This is a genomic window from Dactylosporangium roseum (assembly GCF_025264685.1).
Lineage (GTDB): Bacteria > Actinomycetota > Actinomycetes > Mycobacteriales > Micromonosporaceae > Dactylosporangium > Dactylosporangium roseum.
Genome location: NZ_CP073721.1, coordinates 3,701,285 through 3,718,469, shown reverse-complemented (window position 1 = coordinate 3,718,469; position 17,185 = coordinate 3,701,285). Strand labels below are relative to the sequence as shown.

18 protein-coding genes and 1 tRNA gene are annotated in these 17,185 nt (G+C 68.7%); 14 read left to right on the top strand and 5 right to left on the bottom strand.

Going from position 1 to position 17,185, the window contains the following annotated elements; translation table 11 throughout:
* Nucleotides 1-4 precede the first annotated feature (4 nt).
* The gene (locus tag Drose_RS17355) at nt 5-1,105 is read left to right on the top strand and encodes a YncE family protein (RefSeq protein WP_260729229.1); all 1,101 of its coding nucleotides are present in this window, start codon (nt 5-7) and stop codon (nt 1,103-1,105) included.
* A gap of 143 nt (nt 1,106-1,248) precedes the next feature.
* On the opposite strand, the gene Drose_RS17350 is transcribed toward Drose_RS17355, so the two are convergent.
* Nucleotides 1,249-2,883: a hypothetical protein gene (locus tag Drose_RS17350; protein ID WP_260729228.1), complete on the bottom strand. Its 1,635-nt coding sequence runs from the start codon at nt 2,881-2,883 to the stop codon at nt 1,249-1,251.
* A gap of 580 nt (nt 2,884-3,463) precedes the next feature.
* Between Drose_RS17350 and Drose_RS17340 the strand changes: the two genes are divergently transcribed.
* The 3 genes from Drose_RS17340 to Drose_RS17325 all read left to right on the top strand — a co-directional run bounded on the left by Drose_RS17340 (nt 3,464) and on the right by Drose_RS17325 (nt 6,079).
* On the top strand, nt 3,464-4,861 hold the full coding sequence (locus Drose_RS17340) for an IS4 family transposase (protein WP_260729227.1): 1,398 nt from the start codon (nt 3,464-3,466) through the stop codon (nt 4,859-4,861).
* Between the two features lie 365 nt (nt 4,862-5,226).
* Nucleotides 5,227-5,487 (top strand): hypothetical protein, encoded by a 261-nt coding sequence (locus Drose_RS17330; RefSeq protein WP_260729994.1) that lies wholly within the window; start codon nt 5,227-5,229, stop codon nt 5,485-5,487.
* Nucleotides 5,488-5,566: 79 nt separating this feature from the next.
* The gene (locus Drose_RS17325) at nt 5,567-6,079 is read left to right on the top strand and encodes a hypothetical protein (RefSeq protein WP_260729226.1); all 513 of its coding nucleotides are present in this window, start codon (nt 5,567-5,569) and stop codon (nt 6,077-6,079) included.
* A gap of 251 nt (nt 6,080-6,330) precedes the next feature.
* On the opposite strand, the gene Drose_RS17320 is transcribed toward Drose_RS17325, so the two are convergent.
* Both Drose_RS17320 and Drose_RS17315 read right to left on the bottom strand, forming a co-directional pair.
* Entirely contained in the window at nt 6,331-7,293 is a 963-nt protein-coding gene (locus tag Drose_RS17320; protein WP_260729225.1) for an XRE family transcriptional regulator, read from the bottom strand.
* 422 nt (nt 7,294-7,715) lie between these two features.
* Nucleotides 7,716-7,961, bottom strand: a complete 246-nt coding sequence (locus Drose_RS17315) for a hypothetical protein (protein ID WP_260729224.1) — start codon at nt 7,959-7,961, stop codon at nt 7,716-7,718.
* 452 nt (nt 7,962-8,413) lie between these two features.
* Here Drose_RS17315 and Drose_RS17310 point away from each other — a divergent pair, with 452 nt between their 5' ends.
* Complete coding sequence (locus Drose_RS17310; RefSeq protein ID WP_260729223.1) at nt 8,414-8,587, top strand: GntR family transcriptional regulator; 174 nt, start codon at nt 8,414-8,416, stop codon at nt 8,585-8,587.
* Nucleotides 8,588-8,797: 210 nt separating this feature from the next.
* Complete coding sequence (locus Drose_RS17305; RefSeq protein WP_260729222.1) at nt 8,798-8,989, top strand: DUF5703 family protein; 192 nt, start codon at nt 8,798-8,800, stop codon at nt 8,987-8,989.
* Nucleotides 8,990-9,643: 654 nt separating this feature from the next.
* Here the strand turns inward: Drose_RS17305 and Drose_RS17300 are convergent.
* Nucleotides 9,644-10,384, bottom strand: a complete 741-nt coding sequence (locus tag Drose_RS17300) for a hypothetical protein (protein WP_260729221.1) — start codon at nt 10,382-10,384, stop codon at nt 9,644-9,646.
* A 72-nt stretch (nt 10,385-10,456) separates the two neighbouring features.
* A complete protein-coding gene (locus tag Drose_RS17295; RefSeq protein ID WP_260729220.1) occupies nt 10,457-11,758 on the bottom strand; it encodes a M20/M25/M40 family metallo-hydrolase in 1,302 nt (433 codons plus the stop codon).
* A 112-nt stretch (nt 11,759-11,870) separates the two neighbouring features.
* Here Drose_RS17295 and Drose_RS17290 point away from each other — a divergent pair, with 112 nt between their 5' ends.
* From Drose_RS17290 to Drose_RS17255, 8 genes are all read left to right on the top strand, one after another.
* Nucleotides 11,871-12,482, top strand: coding sequence for a hemerythrin domain-containing protein (locus Drose_RS17290; protein WP_260729219.1), 612 nt, complete (start codon nt 11,871-11,873; stop codon nt 12,480-12,482).
* Between the two features lie 44 nt (nt 12,483-12,526).
* Nucleotides 12,527-12,673 (top strand): GPGG-motif small membrane protein, encoded by a 147-nt coding sequence (locus Drose_RS17285; RefSeq protein ID WP_259863962.1) that lies wholly within the window; start codon nt 12,527-12,529, stop codon nt 12,671-12,673.
* A 155-nt stretch (nt 12,674-12,828) separates the two neighbouring features.
* Nucleotides 12,829-12,911, top strand: a tRNA-Leu gene (locus Drose_RS17280).
* Nucleotides 12,912-13,196: 285 nt separating this feature from the next.
* Nucleotides 13,197-13,457, top strand: a complete 261-nt coding sequence (locus Drose_RS17275; RefSeq protein ID WP_260729218.1) for an AbrB/MazE/SpoVT family DNA-binding domain-containing protein — start codon at nt 13,197-13,199, stop codon at nt 13,455-13,457.
* Nucleotides 13,454-14,464 (top strand): tyrosine-type recombinase/integrase, encoded by a 1,011-nt coding sequence (locus Drose_RS17270; RefSeq protein ID WP_260729217.1) that lies wholly within the window; start codon nt 13,454-13,456, stop codon nt 14,462-14,464. The genes Drose_RS17275 and Drose_RS17270 overlap by 4 nt, the downstream gene beginning before the upstream one ends.
* Nucleotides 14,465-14,608: 144 nt before the next feature.
* A complete protein-coding gene (locus tag Drose_RS17265) occupies nt 14,609-14,950 on the top strand; it encodes a hypothetical protein (RefSeq protein WP_260729216.1) in 342 nt (113 codons plus the stop codon).
* Complete coding sequence (locus Drose_RS17260; RefSeq protein ID WP_260729215.1) at nt 14,947-16,041, top strand: tyrosine-type recombinase/integrase; 1,095 nt, start codon at nt 14,947-14,949, stop codon at nt 16,039-16,041. Before Drose_RS17265 ends, Drose_RS17260 begins: the two co-directional genes overlap by 4 nt.
* The gene (locus Drose_RS17255) at nt 16,038-17,162 is read left to right on the top strand and encodes a hypothetical protein (RefSeq protein ID WP_260729214.1); all 1,125 of its coding nucleotides are present in this window, start codon (nt 16,038-16,040) and stop codon (nt 17,160-17,162) included. Before Drose_RS17260 ends, Drose_RS17255 begins: the two co-directional genes overlap by 4 nt.
* The last annotated feature ends 23 nt before the right edge of the window (nt 17,163-17,185 follow it).

The following is a 17,185-nucleotide window of genomic DNA, read 5'->3' as shown; positions in this document are numbered from 1 at the left end:
GATCATGCCCCGGTCTGGTTTGCTGCTCGCCGCCGCTCTGCTGTCCCTCGGACTGACCGCCTGCACTGCTGACGCTCCGAAGAGTCATCGTGACGCCACGGTCCCGACGCCCACCTGGGCGCCCTCGCTCACCGCCTCCCCCGCCGGGACGGTGGCCAAGGTCGCTGGAGCGCCGGCGTCCGTCGCGGTCGAGGTGGGCGGGAGCCGCACGGCCGTCGCCCTCGACACAGCGGTGGTCGTACTGGACGAGCGCGGCACCGAGCTCGCCCGCGTCCCCGTCGACCAGCCGGCCCGGGCGGTGGTGGCCCTGCCGGGCGGTGGTTTCCGGGCACTGGCCGGCGCGACCGTGCTGAACCTGCCGCCGTTGACCGGCACCTCCTCGACCGGCACCTCGTCGACCGGCGCGTCGTCCCCGGGCCCCTCCGCCCCGGCCGCCGCTCCCTCCGCTTCTGGCCCTTCCGCCACAGGGCCTTCCGGTGGTGCCTGGCCGGGGCTCGCCCGCTGGGCGCTCCCCGCCGCGGGGTCGGCCCTCGCCGTCCCTCCGCAGGGTGACTGGACGGCCGTGACCGTCCCCGATCGGGGCGACGTGATCATCCTCTCCCCCACCGGCACCGTCACCCGGACGATCGACGCGGGCGGCCGCCCCACGGCGGTGGCCGCCGACGACACCCGGATCGCGGTCGTCGACGCCTCCCAGTCGTCACTGACCATGTTCGGCGCCGCGAACGGCGCCAAGCAGGAGGCGATCCGGGCCGGCGACGGCGCGGTCACCGTGACCGCCGGCGGCACCGGCCGGTTCATGGTCGTCGACGCCCGCGACGGCGAGCTGCTGGTGTTCGAGACCGGCCCGGTCATCCTGCGGCAGCGCCACCCGGTCGCCGGCACCCCGTTCGGCGCCGCGTACGACCCCACGCGCCGCACCCTGTGGGTCGCGGTCACGCAGCGCAACGAGATCGTGGGCTACGACCTCTCCGGCGGCACACCGCGTGAGGTGGCCCGCCACCCGTCGGTCCGCCTCCCGGTCGCCGTCTCGGTGGATCCGCGGTCCGGCAAGGTCGCGGTCGCCGGCTCCGCGGAGGGGCTGGTGCAGCGGATAGGGTCGTAGCACTATCGGCGCATGGACTGCGAGTACGTGCGTCAGAGTTTTTCGGCACGTACAGTCACCAGCAAAAGGGGCCAAACGCACCTCAGGGCACCGAATTCAACTAGATCCTTGGGTTTGAGAATCTGAACAGGGGAGTCAGGTTTTCAGGCTGCGGTTTTGAGTCGTGCGCGGGTGATGTAGTCCTCGACGTGCTGGTCGATGGTGGTCAGCGCGTGGCGGAGGGCGGGTGGGGCTTGGGGCTGGTCGGCTGCCATGAGCGGGCGCAGGAGACGGTCGTGGAGTTTGGTGTAGAAGATTGCCAGGCGTTGCCCGTCGGGGGTGAGCAGGTAGGTGTGGGTGTGTTCGACGCGTCGGAGCAGGCCGTTGAGGCGTAGGCGGCGCAGGTCGTAGGTCATCTGGCTGGTGGTGTAGGGGGTGCCGAGCAGCCGGGTGGTCAAGGCGCGAAGGCTCTTGTTGGTGATGCCGGTGACGGCGAAGAGGTTGAGGCAGAGGGCGCCGGTCAGGGCCATGACCCGAGGGTCGCCGAAGCGTAGGGCTGGGGCCCTCCTGCCATCCTCGGTGAGGGTGGGTTGCGCGACCCGCTCGATGGCTGGGCTCGCGAGGACGCAGTCCTGACCGACCCGGATAGTGTCCAGCAGTCGGCGGTTGACGTCACGGGCTTTGGCGATGAGTTCGTCGAGGTGTTCCAGGCGGCGCAGCACGCCGACGTCGTAGGTGTCATTGACGACGGTTTCGATGCGCAGTGCGCGGCGGTCTTTGAGGTAGTACTTGATGCGGGAGTGGCGGTAGAAGGCGTTGACGACCACGCCGTCGTTGTCGCGGTCGACGGCGGTGCGGAATACGCCGTGTGTGTTGGCGCGGATCTGCCGGTTGAAGATGATTTCCATGTTGTCGGGACGGCCGATGTCGAGGTTGTCCGCGGTGAGGGCTTCGAAGAAGGCGCGGGCGTGGCGGGGTGCGGTGAACACGATGGTTTTGGCGACCTCGATCTGGCGCATGGAGATGTCCCACCAGTAGCCGGCGGCCCGGTCGGTGGGGGTGAACGGCAGTGGTAGCCGAGCCCACCAGCGTTCGGTGAACACCTTGATGGTGGCGGGGCCGAGGCGGTCGCAGATGGCTTGGAGGGCGGCGGGATCATCGGTAGCGGCGAAGCCGTTGGACAGGTCGCGGAAGCCGATACCGGCCTTGGTGGCTTGACGTTTGGCCCACTCGTGCCCGTTGAGCCAGATCTTGCCGGGGTAGGGGAAGTAGGCGCAGATCTTGATAAACGCCGGGCCGATGTCAGCATCCCACAGGTAGAAGTAGTAGCAGGTCACCCGCCGTTCGGTGCGCTGGTAGGTGAACCACACCGCCCCGGTGCCGGTCTCGGACTTGCTGCCGGTGAACACCCGCTGATACTCCTGGGCCACGCCGATCGCGACCACCTGGGACCGGCCGGTGGCGGCGGCCTTGCGGATCAGCGGCATCACTTGATCGATCTTGCGTTCCGGCCACGGGCTGTCGGCGAGCACACCTGGACGGCTCTTGTCCCGCTTGCCGGTGAAAGTGATGACCGGGATGTTGTTGGACCGGGCGAAGGACTCCACCGCGCGGCGGAACGTCTGCCCGCGCCGTTCCAGCAGCGCCGGCGATGGGATGGGCTGGCCCTCATGTCCGGTGAGGAAGCCGACGACCTGCCCGCCCACCATCAGGTTCGGCACCGACAAGGTGAGATAGACCCGGTCCACGCAGTCGATCTCCAGCAGCTTCCGGCCGTCGAGCACATCGTTGACCGTCACCGGATTCGTCCTGACCACACGCGAAGCCACGGCCGCTCACCTCCGGCAATCACATCCGTGCATAGAGGATGCGACTACCGCAACCGGCTAGACCAGGTCAGCTACCCATCTCGGCGGTCCGAGGCGAAGCCTCCCTGGTGCTCTGACCGGAAACGTTGGTGTGGGGTGGGGTTCAGGCTGTCGGGATGGCGGAACCCGTTCGGGCGCGGCGTCTCAGTGATGACGAGGGCCGGCGATCACAGCAGATCGTGCGGCGTGGTACGGGGTCACCGATCAGGCTGCGACGAGCGATGATCACCAAGGCCGCGAAGTTAGGCCCAACGGCCTCTTGTCAACCCGGACCAGGCCGACAATTCGGGGCGCTGCCCTCGGAGGCGTCGCCGCCGAGAGCGCCGGCCGGCACGCGTTCCCGCGCAATCCCGCCGCCAGGCCGGGCGACCCCATGATCATGCAAGACCGGGAAGTTAAGTCGTGAGGGTTGCTGTCAAGGGTGTGTGGTTGCGGTGTGGTGGGGTGATAAGGCAACGGGACTCCGGTAGAACAGGCAGTCGACCAAGATCAGCCTGTGGGGGGAGTCCCGTTGTCGGAGGAGTCTGTCATTGCCGGGGTCGGGTCGGTGCCGGTGGGGGTGTTCGCGGCGGGGCATCTGGGTGAGTTGACCCGGGCTGTGCCGGTGGAGTTGGTGGATGCGGTGTTGGCCGAGACGGGGCGGGTGCAGCGGCGGGTGCAGCGGTTGCCGTCGCGGGTGGTGGTGTATTGGCTGTTGGGGTTGGGGTTGTTCGGCTCGTTGTCGTATCGGCGGGTGTGGGGAGCGTTGGTCGGTGGGTTGGGTGTGGTGGCCGGGTTGGGGGTGTGTCCGTCGTCGTCGGGGTTGGCGCAGGCGCGGCGGCGGGTGGGGGTGCCGCCGCTGCGGCGGTTGTTCCAGACTCTGGCCGGGCCGGTGGCGGGTCGCGACACGGTCGGGGCGTGGTGGCGGGGGCTGCGTACGGTGGCGATCGACGGGTCCACGGTGAATGTGCCGGATTCGCCGGCGAATCGGGCGGTGTACGGCAAGCGGATGGCCCGTGCCGGTGAGCCGGGGTATCCGCTGGTGCGGGTGGTGGCGTTGGTGGAGACCGGGACTCGGGCGGTGTTCGGTGCGGTGTTCGGTACCGGCGTGGGCGGTGAGAGTGGTGAGACCAGTTATGCCGTGGGGTTGCTGGGTCTGCTGCGGCCGGGAATGCTGCTGCTGGCCGACCGTGGCTATGACACCAACATGTTCATGACGAAGGTCACCGCCGCTGGGGCGGGGTTGTTGCTGCGGGTCAAGTCCAGTCGCAAGCTGCCGGTGCTGGACCGTCTTGGTGACGGTTCCTACGCCAGTGTGGTGGCTGGGGTGCGGGTTCGGGTGGTCGAGGCGGTCGTCACGCTGTCCTGTGCGGATGGTTCGACCCGTACCGGTGTCTGGCGGCTGGTCACTACCCTCACCGACGAGCGCCGCTATCCGGCCGGGGCGCTGATCGAGCTCTACCACGAGCGGTGGGAGGTCGAGTCGACCTTCCTGGCGATCAAGCACACCCTGCTGGCTGGGCGGGTGCTGCGTTCGACCACTCCGGACGGCGTCGATCAGGAACTCTACGCACTGCTGACCGTCTATCAGGCGCTGCGGCAGACGATGACCTGGGCCACGGACACCACCGGGGCCGACCCGGACCGGGCCAGCTTCACCATCGCCGTGCAGACCGCCCGCGATCTGACCATCCGCGCTGTCGGGGTGATCACTATCGCGGTCGACCTGGTCGGTGCGATCGGTCGTGCTGTGCTGGCTGACCTGCTACCGGCCCGACGCGCCCGGATCAGCCCACGTGTGGTGAAACGGCCGATCTCCCGTTACGCCTACAAGAACCTGAAAACCCCGAAGATCATCCACCGGATCACCGACATCGCCATCGCTATCGGCACATCAACCAGCCCATTGACAACAGCCCCAGCGGCTTAACTTCCCGGTCTTGCATGATCATGGGAAAGATCCGGCTATCGGGGCAGCCACATCCTTCCCATGATCATGGAGTCGCCCGGCACGGAACGCGCCGCGTGGTCGTGGGCCGGGAACGGCTCCGGGGGTTGTTGCACCAGCACGACATCACCTTCCAGCGGACCAAGACCTGGAAGAAACCAACGACCCGAACGCCGAGGCCAAACTCGCCCAGATCGAGGAGGTCACCACGACATTCCCGGACCGGGTGTTCGCGTTCGACGAGTTCGGGCCGCTGACCATCCGCCCGCACGCCGGCGCGTCATGGACCGCGACCGGGCATCCGGACCGGCTGCCCGGCAACTACCGGCACCGACATCGACGGCGCCGTGCTGCGGCCGAGGCGGGTCGCCGAGGCGGAGATCACCCTGGGGGTTCTCGCCGCCCGGGCCGGGGACCTAGAGGCCGCCGTCGGCGCGGGCCGGCGCGCGGTCACCCTGGGCCGCGAGTCGCTGCCATCGCTGGCCATGAACGCGTGCGAGCTCGTCGAGGAGATTCAGCGCCGATTCCCTGGCGAACAGGCTGGTGTCGACTACGCCGAGGAGTCGCGGACTGCACTGACCGCCGGCTGCGCCAAAGACGATCGCTGAACCGTCCCGAACAGTCCCGGACAGTCTCGAACACCGGCATCCGTTGCCAGCTCGCGGGCGACTCGATTTCATCGATGTCATGAAGAGAATGATCACCATAGCCGCAGTCATCATCGCCGTCCTGATAGGAGGACAAGGCCAGGCCCTAGCCGCCGCGGGGTTCGTGAAACCGTTCGAAGACGATATATCCACCATCACCTATGAAACGGGCGGCGAGTACTGCACAGAACAATGGAACGTCGTACCCGAGGTCGGATACATCATGACCGCCAAAGGCTGCTTCACCAGGCATGGCGACGTCTGGCGCGTTCAAGACGGCTTCGCGGAAGGAGGCCAAACCTTCATCTACTGGGAGAACTGGCTCTGGAATGGCTCCTCGTGGCAGCCATTCCGGCACGGTTGGTGCAATAACGACCTGGGCGCCCCCCACTGGGGCACCTGCAACAAGGATTACTACGAGTCCTCCAGCGCCAACTACTACAACCACAAAGGCAGCAAGATTCGGTTCCAAGTCTGCCGCCGATATGTCGTGGCCAACTCATGCAACCCGGGGAGCATCGAGGAGGCACCCTGGATCAACAACAACGTCTGAGCCTCGATCCGTGGACCGGATTGGTCCGCGGTGACCAAAAGCGGCGTGGAGATGTGACGAGAGTGTCCTTCGAGCTGCGATGATCGGGTTTGTCTAGGACCTGACCAGCTCGGCTCGAAAAGGACACTCTCGTCACACGACGCCGGATGGTCGGCGTTCGCAACACCGCGCGGCGAAGCGGCAACCTGCCAGAAGTCTGCCGCGAAAGCGGCGTGACAGGCCGGAATCACCGCTTCATGGCGGGAAGGACGTCAGGAAGGTCGGTTCACCCGAGTGGTGAGCTCGATCAGGAACTCCTGATCGGCAGCCCCGGTGCACGGCATCTGGACCGCTTCCGCGCCACTGTTCATCTCGGCGGGGCCGCCGAGTATGCCGATACACAGTCCGCTGTGGACCGGCCGCAGGCGGAAGCCACCGTGCGCCGGGGCGCTCATCGCTTCGAGCAGGAACCGCTGATGTGCGGCGCCGGCACAGTCCGCCGGTGCGAGGAGCGCGCCACCGCTGATGATCGCGTCGTCGACCGTCAGGCAGGCGGTGCCCTGAACAGGATTGTGCCACTGGATCTCGTAGACCCCGCTGCCGACGGCCTTCAGGTAGGTGTCAGGCGAGACCGCGTCGCACGGTCGCTGGACCACGATGGGTCGGTCGGTGTGTCCGTTGCGTTCACGTCCTTCGCCGAGGCAGAGGTCCTGATCGGTGATGTGGACGGGTTTCATGACGTACCAGCCGTCAGCGCGGACCGGAGTGTCAGAGCCCGCGTTGTCGCTGTCCCGGTCGGTGATCAGCAGTGTGCCGAGTATGATCGCGATCAGCAGCCCGCCCGCCGCCGCGATCACCCAAGGTCCGCGGCCCCGACTGGCTTCGGTGGGCGTACTCGATGTCCGTGGGTGCTCGACGGGCTGGGGTGTCGGCGCGTCCGGCGCCGTGGTGACGGCGAGGGCCTGCCGGACCGCCGACCACCGCGCGGCGGCCTCGTCGTCGAGGCCGCAGGCGCGCACGAACGCCTCGACCACCTGGGCCTTGGGCAGCGTCGCGCGGCTCAGTGCCGACGCGATCGTGCTCGACGGTAGGACGGTGCCAGAGGCTTCCGCCTTCGCGGCGAGTTGGCGGTACGTCAAGCCTGACCATCGCCGCAGCGAGGCGAGTGCTGCGACGAACTCCGCCGACGTGGTCAGCCCATCGGGGCTCGGTGGACTGGTGTGGGTTTCAGGCACGTGCCGCCTCGGATATATATCCAAATATGTAAATCAGGCTCCTAACGTATCGCATTGTCGGTCCGTTACGCTCGCCGTTACCGACGGCCGCGAGGTCCGCAGCCCGCACGTCCTTCTCGCCGTCGCGATCCGACCGGGATCACGACGTCCCATACGTCCCCCCCGCTCAGTGAGGAGCCACCGGCGGCCGCGCCACCACAAATCCCGGCATCGCCCGGCACGCAGTTGGGCTGGCGCCCACTGATGTTCACCGCTGGCGGGCTCGCCGTCGGCCTGATGCTCGGCGCTGCCGTTGGTGGGATCGCCGATCTCGCGTCCTGCCTGCCTACTGCGCATCTGCGAAGCATGCGGCCACGGGCCGACCGCCCACACCTCCCGAGAGTCCACGTGCACCACACACAGCGTACCCGCCGCATCGGCGACTACCGCTGGTCAAGGACTGCCTGCACCTCGGGCGGTAGCTCCGGCCACCGCCGGCCGTTGGACTCCCACCGGACACCGTTGTCGCCCGGGAGAGGTTGGCGGTGATCCACGGCGCCGGAGAGGACGCGCCGCGGGATGCCGTCGGGGAACGCCGCGCACGTCGAGGTGCCAAAGTGGCGCGGCGACTCGGGCCAGGACCGGTAGTGGCGGCAGTTCCAGCACTGCGAGTCGAAAATGATGCTCATGTCCGCTCCGATCTGAGCGGAGGCCACACCGCCCTCCAGCGCGCCCGTTCCTCGCCCGGCGGGCGCGTGCACCGCATCGGCTTCCCGGTCCTGGTCACACCCGCTGGATCGGGCTGGTCACCGGCCCGCAGGCGGGATCGCACGGGTGGCCACGGAGCCTCATCGAAGCCGGGCGTTGCAGATCGTCGACGAAGCCGATCGGCTGCGCGAGACGCAGGCGCAGTGAACGCGGCGATGGCCGCCGTCGGCAGTGCCACTCGGCTGCCTAGCAGAGTGCCTACCGGCGGACGACTGGTCGGACGCTATCGATATGGACCACTTGGGTCGAACAGGTCGAGTGACGTTTTCCACACGACGCATCGGCGCCGCACAATACTTCACGTCGCTCGCATCGAGTGATCAAATAGGTGCACCTAGCAGAGTGCCCCGTTGTCGCCGGAAGATGAGCCGGTATGCCCAAACGTGAAACTCATGCCGATCGGATCGTGCGGGAGATCGTCGAGGGCATCACGTCGGGGCAGCTCGCGGAGGGCGCCGCGCTGCCGTCGCAGCGGGAGCTGTGTGAGCGGTACGGGGGTGTCGCCGTCGACGGTGCAGCGGGCGCCGCGCGAGCGGGACCTTGTTGAAAGCCACCAGGGTGTCGCCGTGTATGTGCGGGACGGCGCGGCCCGTTCCGCTGTTGGCTCGACTGCTGGCGCAGCAGTACGGTGCGAGGACGCTGCTTCAGGTGGTGCGCGCCCTCGGGGTGCCCCCACTACGCTATGGAGTCAGCCGCCAGCGTTCCATAATATGTGCGTTGAGCTGCTGATATATCGGTTTGGGGTGACCTTCCAAAGATGGACTACGAGTACGTGCCGTTGCGGTTGCCGTCGAATGTCGATCGGATGACCGCCAACGCGCAGTTGACGATCCACGCAGAGTTCGGCGGCTGGGAGCTCGCCCGCGTCCGCCTCTACCCCGACGGCACCCGCCAGGTGATGCTCCGCCGCAGGGTCACCAACGACACCCTGCCCGGTCTGAGCACCTGACGCTCCGACGCCACGCACCAGCCCCGGCACCGCGACACCTCGGTGACGGTGAGTGATTCCTGCGCCAGCGGGTGACCTCCCCCTCGACCTGTGACCTTGCCGCCGACTCTCGGCCCGCGGCCGCGGCCCGCGCATGCTTTCGGGCCCTGCCCCCGGACCGCCCTGATGCTCTGGCGTGACCGACGCGGCCCGCCGCACGCCGGCTGCGCCCAGCCCCTCCGCCGGTTTCCGGTCAGGTCAACTCGATGGCGACCGCGGCCGTAGGCAGCACCCCCGGCGCTGCCCATCGGACGCGGCGCGAAGCAGTCCGCCGAGCGCTGCCTCCGGACTGGCTTGCCGGCATCACCCGAACCGCAGGACGGGCCGACAGCCGGCACCCAGTGCCACGGAGCGCGCCAGCACCCGGCACCGCCCGCGCCACAGAGCGCGGCGGCATCCGGCACCGCCCTGAAGCGCCGCGAGCCGCCCCGGCCGACCCGCCGTCCTCGTCCAGGGCGTCCACGCGGGCAAATCACCCAGATCCGGCACCCGGGAACAGCGGTCGCCCACAACACACCGGCGCGTCGGGCCGAGCGCCTCGAAGGCTCGGCCCGACGCGCCGGTCGTAGCAGGTCTCAGCGTCGGCGGGGGCCGACCCGCCGGGACGGCGAACGGTCAGCGTCGGTCGGCGGCCTCGCCCACGCCGGAGCCCTCGCCCGGCGGCTCGGACAGGCCGGCGTCGACGCCGTCGCCCTCCTCGTCCTCGTCGAGCTCCTCGTCCAGGTCGACATAGGCGTGCTCGTCGAGCCGGTCGACGACCCGCTCGCCGTCGTTGAGAGCGAACGGGCCGGTGCCGTCGGTGTCCTCGAACGCCTCCGGGTCGAGCGGGGACTCGACCTCGGCGACGATCACCACGCCGTCGAGGGACTCGAGCTCGGGGATGTCGAGGGCGCCGAGGGAGCCGTCGCCGGCCTGCATGAGCTCGAGGACGGCCTCGCCGACCGTCTCGACCGCGGAGGTGTCGCCGTCGCCGGGATTGGTGCGGCGGGCGGCGTCGGCGAGCCGCAGCAGCGCGGCGACGCTGGGAACCCGGTAGTCGCGGCGCTGACGGACCGAGATGATCCGCGGGTGCGGGTCCTCGGCCTCGGATCCGTCGACGCCGCCGATGCCGACACCGAACTGCCGGTCGGCCTCGTCGGGGTCGATCGCCTCGACGTCCCACGGGGTGACCTCACCGAAGGCGTCGAGCAGCAGCTCGTCGTAGCCGTTGGAGGCGTTGTTGAGCTCCACGTAGGCGCGCCACACCTCGTCGTCGTCGGCCCGCCCGTCGGCGGCCTTGACCGCGGCAAGATGGTCGCGGGCCGCCGAGATCACGCGCTCGAGCGCGGCGTCGAGCTCCGCGTGCCGGTCGGTCATGATGAGACTCCCCCTGGGGTCGATGTGAGTGGTGCCGGTCAGTGGGTCTTCACGGGTGGTTTCGCGGGTGGATCAGGACTGCTGCAGGAACCGGTCGAGGACTCGCACGCCGAACTGTAGTCCCTCCACGGGAACGCGCTCGTCAATGCCGTGGAACAACGCGCCGAAGTTCAGGTCGGCCGGCAGGCGCAGCGGGGAGAACCCGAAGCAGCGGATGCCCAGCTTGTGGAACTGCTTGGCGTCGGTGCCGCCGCTGAGCATGTACGGCACCGGGAGCGCGCCCGGGTCCTCGGCCTTGAGCGCGGCGGACATCGCGTCGACGAGCGCCCCGTCGAAGGTCGTCTCGAGGCCCGGCTGGCGGTGGACGTACTCCAACTCGATGTCGGGCCCGACGAGATCCCGTAGCTGCTGCTCGAAGATCTCGGACTGACCCGGCAGCGTCCGGCAGTCGATGGTCGCCGAGGCCCGGCCGGGGATGACGTTGTCCTTGTACCCCGCGGCGAGGCGGGTCGGGTTGGCCGTGTTACGCAGCGTCGCACCGATGATCATGGCGATCGGGCCGATCTTGCCGACGGCCGCTTCCGGGTCGTCGAGGTCGAGCTCGATGCCGAGGATCTCCGACACGTGCTCCAGGAACGCCTGCACTGTCGGGGTCACCACGATCGGGAAGCGGTGCCGGCCGACCCGCGCGACGGCCTCGGCGAGCGCGGTCACGGCGTTGTCATCGTTGATCATCGAACCGTGGCCGGGGCGGCCCTTGGCGTGCAGGCGCAGCCAGTCGATGCCCTTCTGGGCCGTCTCGATCAGGTAGAGCCGCTGGTCGCCGCCCACGCTGACGGAGAAGCCGCCGACCTCGCCGATCGCCTCGGTGACACCCTCGAAGAGGTGCGGGTGCTCGTCGACGAGGAACTGCGCACCGTACGTGCTGCCGGCCTCTTCGTCGGCCAGGAACGTCAGGACGACGTCACGCGGAGGCTTGCGGCCTTCGCGACGCATTCGCCGCACCAACGCCAGGACCATCGCGTCGAAGTCCTTCATGTCGACGGCGCCACGCCCCCACAGATACCCGTCCTTGATCTCGCCGCCGAACGGGTGGACCGACCACTCCGAGGCGTCGGCGGGCACCACGTCCAGGTGACCGTGGATGAGCAGGGCGTCACGCGACGGATCCGCCCCCTCGAACCGGGCCACGACATTGGCCCGGCCCGGCGCGCTCTCGAGGATCTGGGGCTGGAGCCCGACCTCGGCGAGCTTCTCGGCCACGTATTCAGCGGCCACCCGCTCCCCCGCACTCGTGTCGAGGTCGCCGGTGTTGGTGGTGTCGATGCGCAGCAGATCGCGGCAGAGCTCGATGACCTCGTCGGTGGCGTCCATGCAGAAGTCATATCAGGCGGCACTGACAATTTGCCGGGCGGCCGGACCCCGGTTTCAAGAATCGTCGCCCCGGGTAATCCGCGGTCACTACACGTGATCGAGGAGGGTCGACGTGAACGCGGTCCCGCTCCCACCGTTGCCGCCCGTCGCCGAGGAGCTCGAGGTCCCCGGGCACAGCATGCTGGACCTGCTCGACGAGGACCACCGGCTGATCGACCAGCTATGCCACCGGCTGGCCGACGACGAGACGTCGCAGGACGTCGAGGACGTGCTGGTGGCCACACTGTCCCGGCACCTTTCCGCCGAGGAGCAGTATCTCTATCCGACAGTACGGGCTGTGCTGCCCGACGGCGAGCCGATCGCCGCCCGGGAGATCGAGGCCGACGCAGAGCTCCTGGTGGCACTGCGTCGCCTGCACATCACTCCCCGGCAGGAGGCCGCCGCGCACCGCGCCGCTCTCGAGGCGGTCGCCGAGCACGTGCGCAAGCACACCCGCCGCACCGCCGGGAAAATGTTCCCCCGCCTCCGCGCGTCCTGCACCGACACCGACCTGGTCCGGCTCGGCAACCGGGTCGAGATCGCCCGCGGTGCCGCACCGACGCGGCCGCACCCGGGCACACCCGCCACGCCGCCGCTCAACAAACTCGTCGACCCCGCCGTCGGCGTCGTCGACAAGGTCCGTGACGCCCTCTCCGGCCGTACCACCTGGGCCGAGGACCTCTGACACGGACACGTTTATCAATCTCACCCCGGAGGTATCAAACAGTCATGGCAACCATCCTGTGGATCATCGCGGTGCTGATCGGCATCGCCGGTGTCGTCGCGCTCCTGCGCCGGCAGATCTTGTGGGGCATCATCCTCATCGTCGTCGCACTGCTGGTCGGCCCAGGAGGGGTCAGCATCTTCAACGTCTAGACGCGGGTGGCCCGGTTCCCTCTCGGGCCACCCCAGCACAGAGGAGGCCCCGGCGACCGCATGCCGGGGCCTCCTCTGTGCTGGTCCCAGGCGTGTCGGGACCCCCGATTCGCCAAGATCTTCGGGGAGCGTGTAATGTGTTGCCTCGCAAGCCGGTCGAAGTGGCGGAATGGCAGACGCGCTAGCTTGAGGTGCTAGTGCCCGCAAGGGCGTGGGGGTTCAAGTCCCCCCTTCGACACACTTTTGTGGCATACCTGCCCTACTTTGGTGGCGAGTGTTCAAGTGGTTCTGAACACTCGCCTTACGCATCTCTGCACACCCACGGTGGTGCGTCATGACGCGCCCGGTCACACCTCTCATCCTGTCATCAGCGGACGGTGAGCCGCGCCGTCCGCTCTCCCGGCCGCCGCTCCCTCTCGCCGCGCTGGCGCAGGGGCGGTCTCGTTCGTGGCACTACGCCGTCTCCACGATCGACAACCGCGGCCGGGTTGCCGAAACGTCGGTCGTCCGGGCAGTCGGGTGGGTGGCCGGCACCCGGCTGAACGTCCGCGAGCAGGGTCGGCTGATCGCTGCCGTCCTGGACGAGCAGGGCGTATTCCACGTCAGCCGGACCGGGCATCTGCTGATCCCGGTGGCGGTGCGGCGGTGGGCAGGCTTGCAGCCCGGTGATCGGGTTCTGCTTGCCGGTGACCCGGACCGGAACCTGATCGTCGTACACCCGCCGGAGGCGATTGACGCGATGGTCGAGCAGCTGCACGCAATCCGTCTCGGAGACCCGGCGTGACCGCCGCGGCGGGGTCGGCGGAGCTGGAGGCGGCTCGGCTGCTTTTGGCGCGGATGGGCATCTCTCCCGCTGATCTCGTCGGCGCTGGGCGGCCAGCGGCGCCGACGTTCGCCGAGTACATCCCGGTAGTGCGGGAGGCGGTCAGTGAAGGCAGTCGCAAGGCGTACAACACGTACTGGAACCGGGTCCTTGAGCATTGGTCGCAGCGGCGGATCGATGAGGTCCGGGCGTCGGATATCGAGCGGCTGTCCGAGCATGTAAAGGCCAATCGGGTGCAGCGGCGCAACGCGCGCGGCGGGCACGGGTCGGCCGAGAATTTGATCGCCGCGCTGCGGTGCCTGTATCGACGGGCGGTCGCCGATGGGCTGCTGTCGGAGGGTGAGAACCCTGCGTTGAAGGTCAGCAAGCCGCGCCGGATGCCGTCCACGCGGCGGGCGGTGCCGGACACCCGGCTCGCGGAGATCAACGAGGCCGCGGCCCGCACAAGCGAGGACCCGGACCTCGACAGTCTGCTGCTACGGCTGCACACGGAGACCGCATGCCGCCGCGGCGGCGCCTTGGCGTTGCGGCCGAGGGACCTCGACCCCACCCAGTGCCTGATCCGACTCCAGGAGAAAGGAGACACGGTCCGCTGGCAGCCGGTCTCCCCCACCCTCATGCAGCACCTGCTGCTGCACGCCGAACAGCGGCAGGCGCCGCCGGACGATCAGCTGCTGCGATACCGCAACGGCCGGCCGATCACCCACCGCCGCTACGACACGCTGTGGGGCCGGATCGGCGAGGCGCTGCCATGGGTGGCGACGCAGCAGATCAGCACGCACTGGCTACGGCACACGACCCTGACGTGGGTGGAACGGAACTTCGGGTACGCGATCGCCCGCGGCTACGCCGGCCACACCGACCGCGGCAGCGACGTCGGCAGCACCGCCACGTACGTCAAAGCGACCGTCGAAGAGCTCGCCGCGGCCGTCGCGGCACTGACCGGCGAGCCTCACCCGCTGGTCTAGCCGTTCGGTGGCCGGCACGTGGCCACACGCGATGACACGTGCCGGCCAAGCCACGGTTTGGGTCAGGGTTACATCGTGACGTTCCTTCCCGAGCTCGCCGAGCCGCACAGCCTCGCCGGATTGCCTATGCCCGCTCTGCGGTCGGTGGCGGCGGCCGAGGATATGTACTGTGTGGTGACGACGGTTGACGCGCGTGGGCGGTTGGCGGATGGTTCGCCGGCTCGCGTGCTCGGGTGGTTGCCGGGTCAGCTGCTCACCATCGTCATCACCGCGGGTGTGGTCCAGCTGTCCACGGCGCAGGACAGCGGCGTGGCCGTCACGAAGCAGGGGTACCTTCGGCTGCCGTCGGAGATCCGGCATGCCGTCGGGCTGGTCCAGGGCGACCGCGTCCTTGCCGTGGCACGACCGGCTCTCGACACCGTGATGATCTATTCGATGCCGGTCCTCGCGGAACTGCTGCATCCCGTGTTCGGGCCTTCACAGTGACGCTGGCGGAGGACCGGTCCGGAGCGGTCGACCTCGAGACGGTTCGGCTGTTGCTGGACCGCCTTGGCGTCTCCGTCAGCGACCTCGTCGTAAACTCGGCACCACGCACCGTACCGACGTTCGATGAGTACCTCGACCGGATCGCCGACGCAGTCTCGCCGGGCAGCCGGCGAGCCTATGCCTCATATTGGCGGCGAATTCGGGAAGTCTGGGGTCATCGGCGGCTCGACGAGCCGACCGCTTCGGAGATCAAGCAGCTCGCTGAGAGCGCGAAGCGGTCGGCTGTGGTGCGCAGCAACTCGCGGGGTGGGCGTAGCGCCGCGGAGCACATGATCTCGGCGTTGCGGTGCCTGTATCAGCATGCGGTGGCGGATGGGCTGCTGTCGGAGGCGGCGAATCCGGCGGTGCGGGTCTCGAAGCCGCGGCGGCTGGCCAGCACCCGGCACGCGTTGACCGACGGGCAGCTGACGCAGGTGTTCGCGCTGGCCTCGACGACCGGCAATGACCCCGAGCTCGACACGCTGCTGCTGCGGCTGCACGTGGAAACGGCATGCCGCCGCGGCGGCGCGCTGGCCCTGCGTCGCATTGACCTGGACGTGGAGCAGTGCCTTGTCCGGCTCCGAGAGAAGGGCGAGACTGTTCGCTGGCAGCCGGTCTCGCCTTCGCTGATGCAGCACCTCCTGGCGCATGCCGAACAGCGCGGTGCGGCCGCCGGTACGCGAGAGCAGCTGCTGCGCTACCGCAACGGCCGAACGATCACCCGCCGACGGTACGACTACATCTGGCAGCGCCTCGGCCGGCACCTGTCCTGGGTCGCCACGCAGCAGATCAGCACGCACTGGTTGCGGCACACGACGCTGACCTGGGTCGAACGGAACTTCAGCTACGCCGTGGCTCGCGCGTTCGCCGGCCACACCGGCCGCAACGACGCGGGTCCGACCGCCACGTATGTCCGCGCGGACGTCCACGAGGTCGCGGCAGCGATAGCCGCACTCACCGGCGAGCCGCATCCACTCGCCTCAGCACCTCGTGGTGCATCGACAGCCCCACACCGCGGCGGCCTGGGCGTCTCTCCGAAAGAGGTTTCATGACGATCTACGGGATTGACGGCGATCGCGGGCTGTTGATCGCCATGTGGCAGGCTGGGCTCGGCGGCGTAGCGCAGACGGTGGCAACGCTGCCTGCTGGCGTGGCGGCCGAACACGGCGCGGATCTGACGGAGGCCCTGTCGACGCTTTCGGCAACACTGTGGGAGTCCTATGTCCGGGCTGATGCAGTCCCGGGAGCTGGCACGATCATTGATGACGCGCATCTCGACCGCGGCGATGCGCTGAGCGACTGGATCGCCGCGGTCGTGCAACATCGAACCGGCACCGCCGCGGACGTGCCCATTGCCTTCTACGACCCGATCGACGATGCCGCGCACCGGATCGCGACAGCGCTGGACCTCGTCGGAAATGCCGACCTGGACGGTGCGGTGCTTGCCGAAGTACGGCGCGAAGTCGCGTCGGTCGAGGCTGCTGCGCGAGGCGACCTTTCGGGACGAGCCCGTCAAGCGGTGACGCTAAGTCGGCTCGACGTGTCCCCGGTTCAGGTCGTCGCCGCGGACCAGGCGCTCCACCGCGAGCCGCTCGGCAGCGAGGAGCTGTTCACGACGCTGGACCCAACGGCCGCCGCCGTCGCCGCGGCGCACTGGCTCGAGGCGGCCGTCAGCGTCGTCGCGGACATCTCCGGCATCCCCACCACGGCAGTCCTGGACGCGGCAGACAACATCGAGGCACTCCCCCACACGGCGGCGACAACAGTCCTGGAGATGATGTCGTTGCGGTGCACGCCGCGTGACGCGGTCATCGACCTGGTCGAGCAGGCGACCGCCATCGCCGACGGGGAAGCTGTCGATCTCTACGGAGCCAGGGACGCGATCGTGGAGGCGATCCGGCTCGCGGAGGCCGACGACAGCAATCCTTACAACCTTGAGCAGGTCGACCGGGTCAGGCTCACTCCGCTCGCCCCGCACCGACCGGCCTCTGACCTATTGGAGCAGTTCGTGGCCGGCATCCGTGGATGCTGGACCGTGTACGCGGAATACATCAACCGGGAAGCAGCGCATGCGGAAGGCTTGGAGGCCACACGCGGCAGCCCGACCCAGCAAGAGTTCCTCGACGCCGTACGGATTCGCGCAGCAGACAACGCTGAACGGCTTGGGGCCTGACCGGATCTCCACCTTGACCGGCC

What these genes read in the sequence shown, in the direction of transcription:
- Drose_RS17355 (WP_260729229.1), top strand. Translation starts at nt 5, where the DNA reads ATGCCCCGGTCTGGTTTGCTGCTCGCCGCCGCTCTGCTGTCCCTCGGA.
- Drose_RS17325 (WP_260729226.1), top strand. Translation starts at nt 5,567, where the DNA reads ATGAAGAGAATGATCACCATAGCCGCAGTCATCATCGCCGTCCTGATA.
- Drose_RS17315 (WP_260729224.1), bottom strand. Translation starts at nt 7,961, where the DNA reads ATGAGCATCATTTTCGACTCGCAGTGCTGGAACTGCCGCCACTACCGG.
- Drose_RS17310 (WP_260729223.1), top strand. Translation starts at nt 8,414, where the DNA reads ATGCCCAAACGTGAAACTCATGCCGATCGGATCGTGCGGGAGATCGTC.
- Drose_RS17305 (WP_260729222.1), top strand. Translation starts at nt 8,798, where the DNA reads ATGGACTACGAGTACGTGCCGTTGCGGTTGCCGTCGAATGTCGATCGG.
- Drose_RS17300 (WP_260729221.1), bottom strand. Translation starts at nt 10,384, where the DNA reads ATGACCGACCGGCACGCGGAGCTCGACGCCGCGCTCGAGCGCGTGATC.
- Drose_RS17295 (WP_260729220.1), bottom strand. Translation starts at nt 11,758, where the DNA reads ATGGACGCCACCGACGAGGTCATCGAGCTCTGCCGCGATCTGCTGCGC.
- Drose_RS17285 (WP_259863962.1), top strand. Translation starts at nt 12,527, where the DNA reads ATGGCAACCATCCTGTGGATCATCGCGGTGCTGATCGGCATCGCCGGT.
- Drose_RS17255 (WP_260729214.1), top strand. Translation starts at nt 16,038, where the DNA reads ATGACGATCTACGGGATTGACGGCGATCGCGGGCTGTTGATCGCCATG.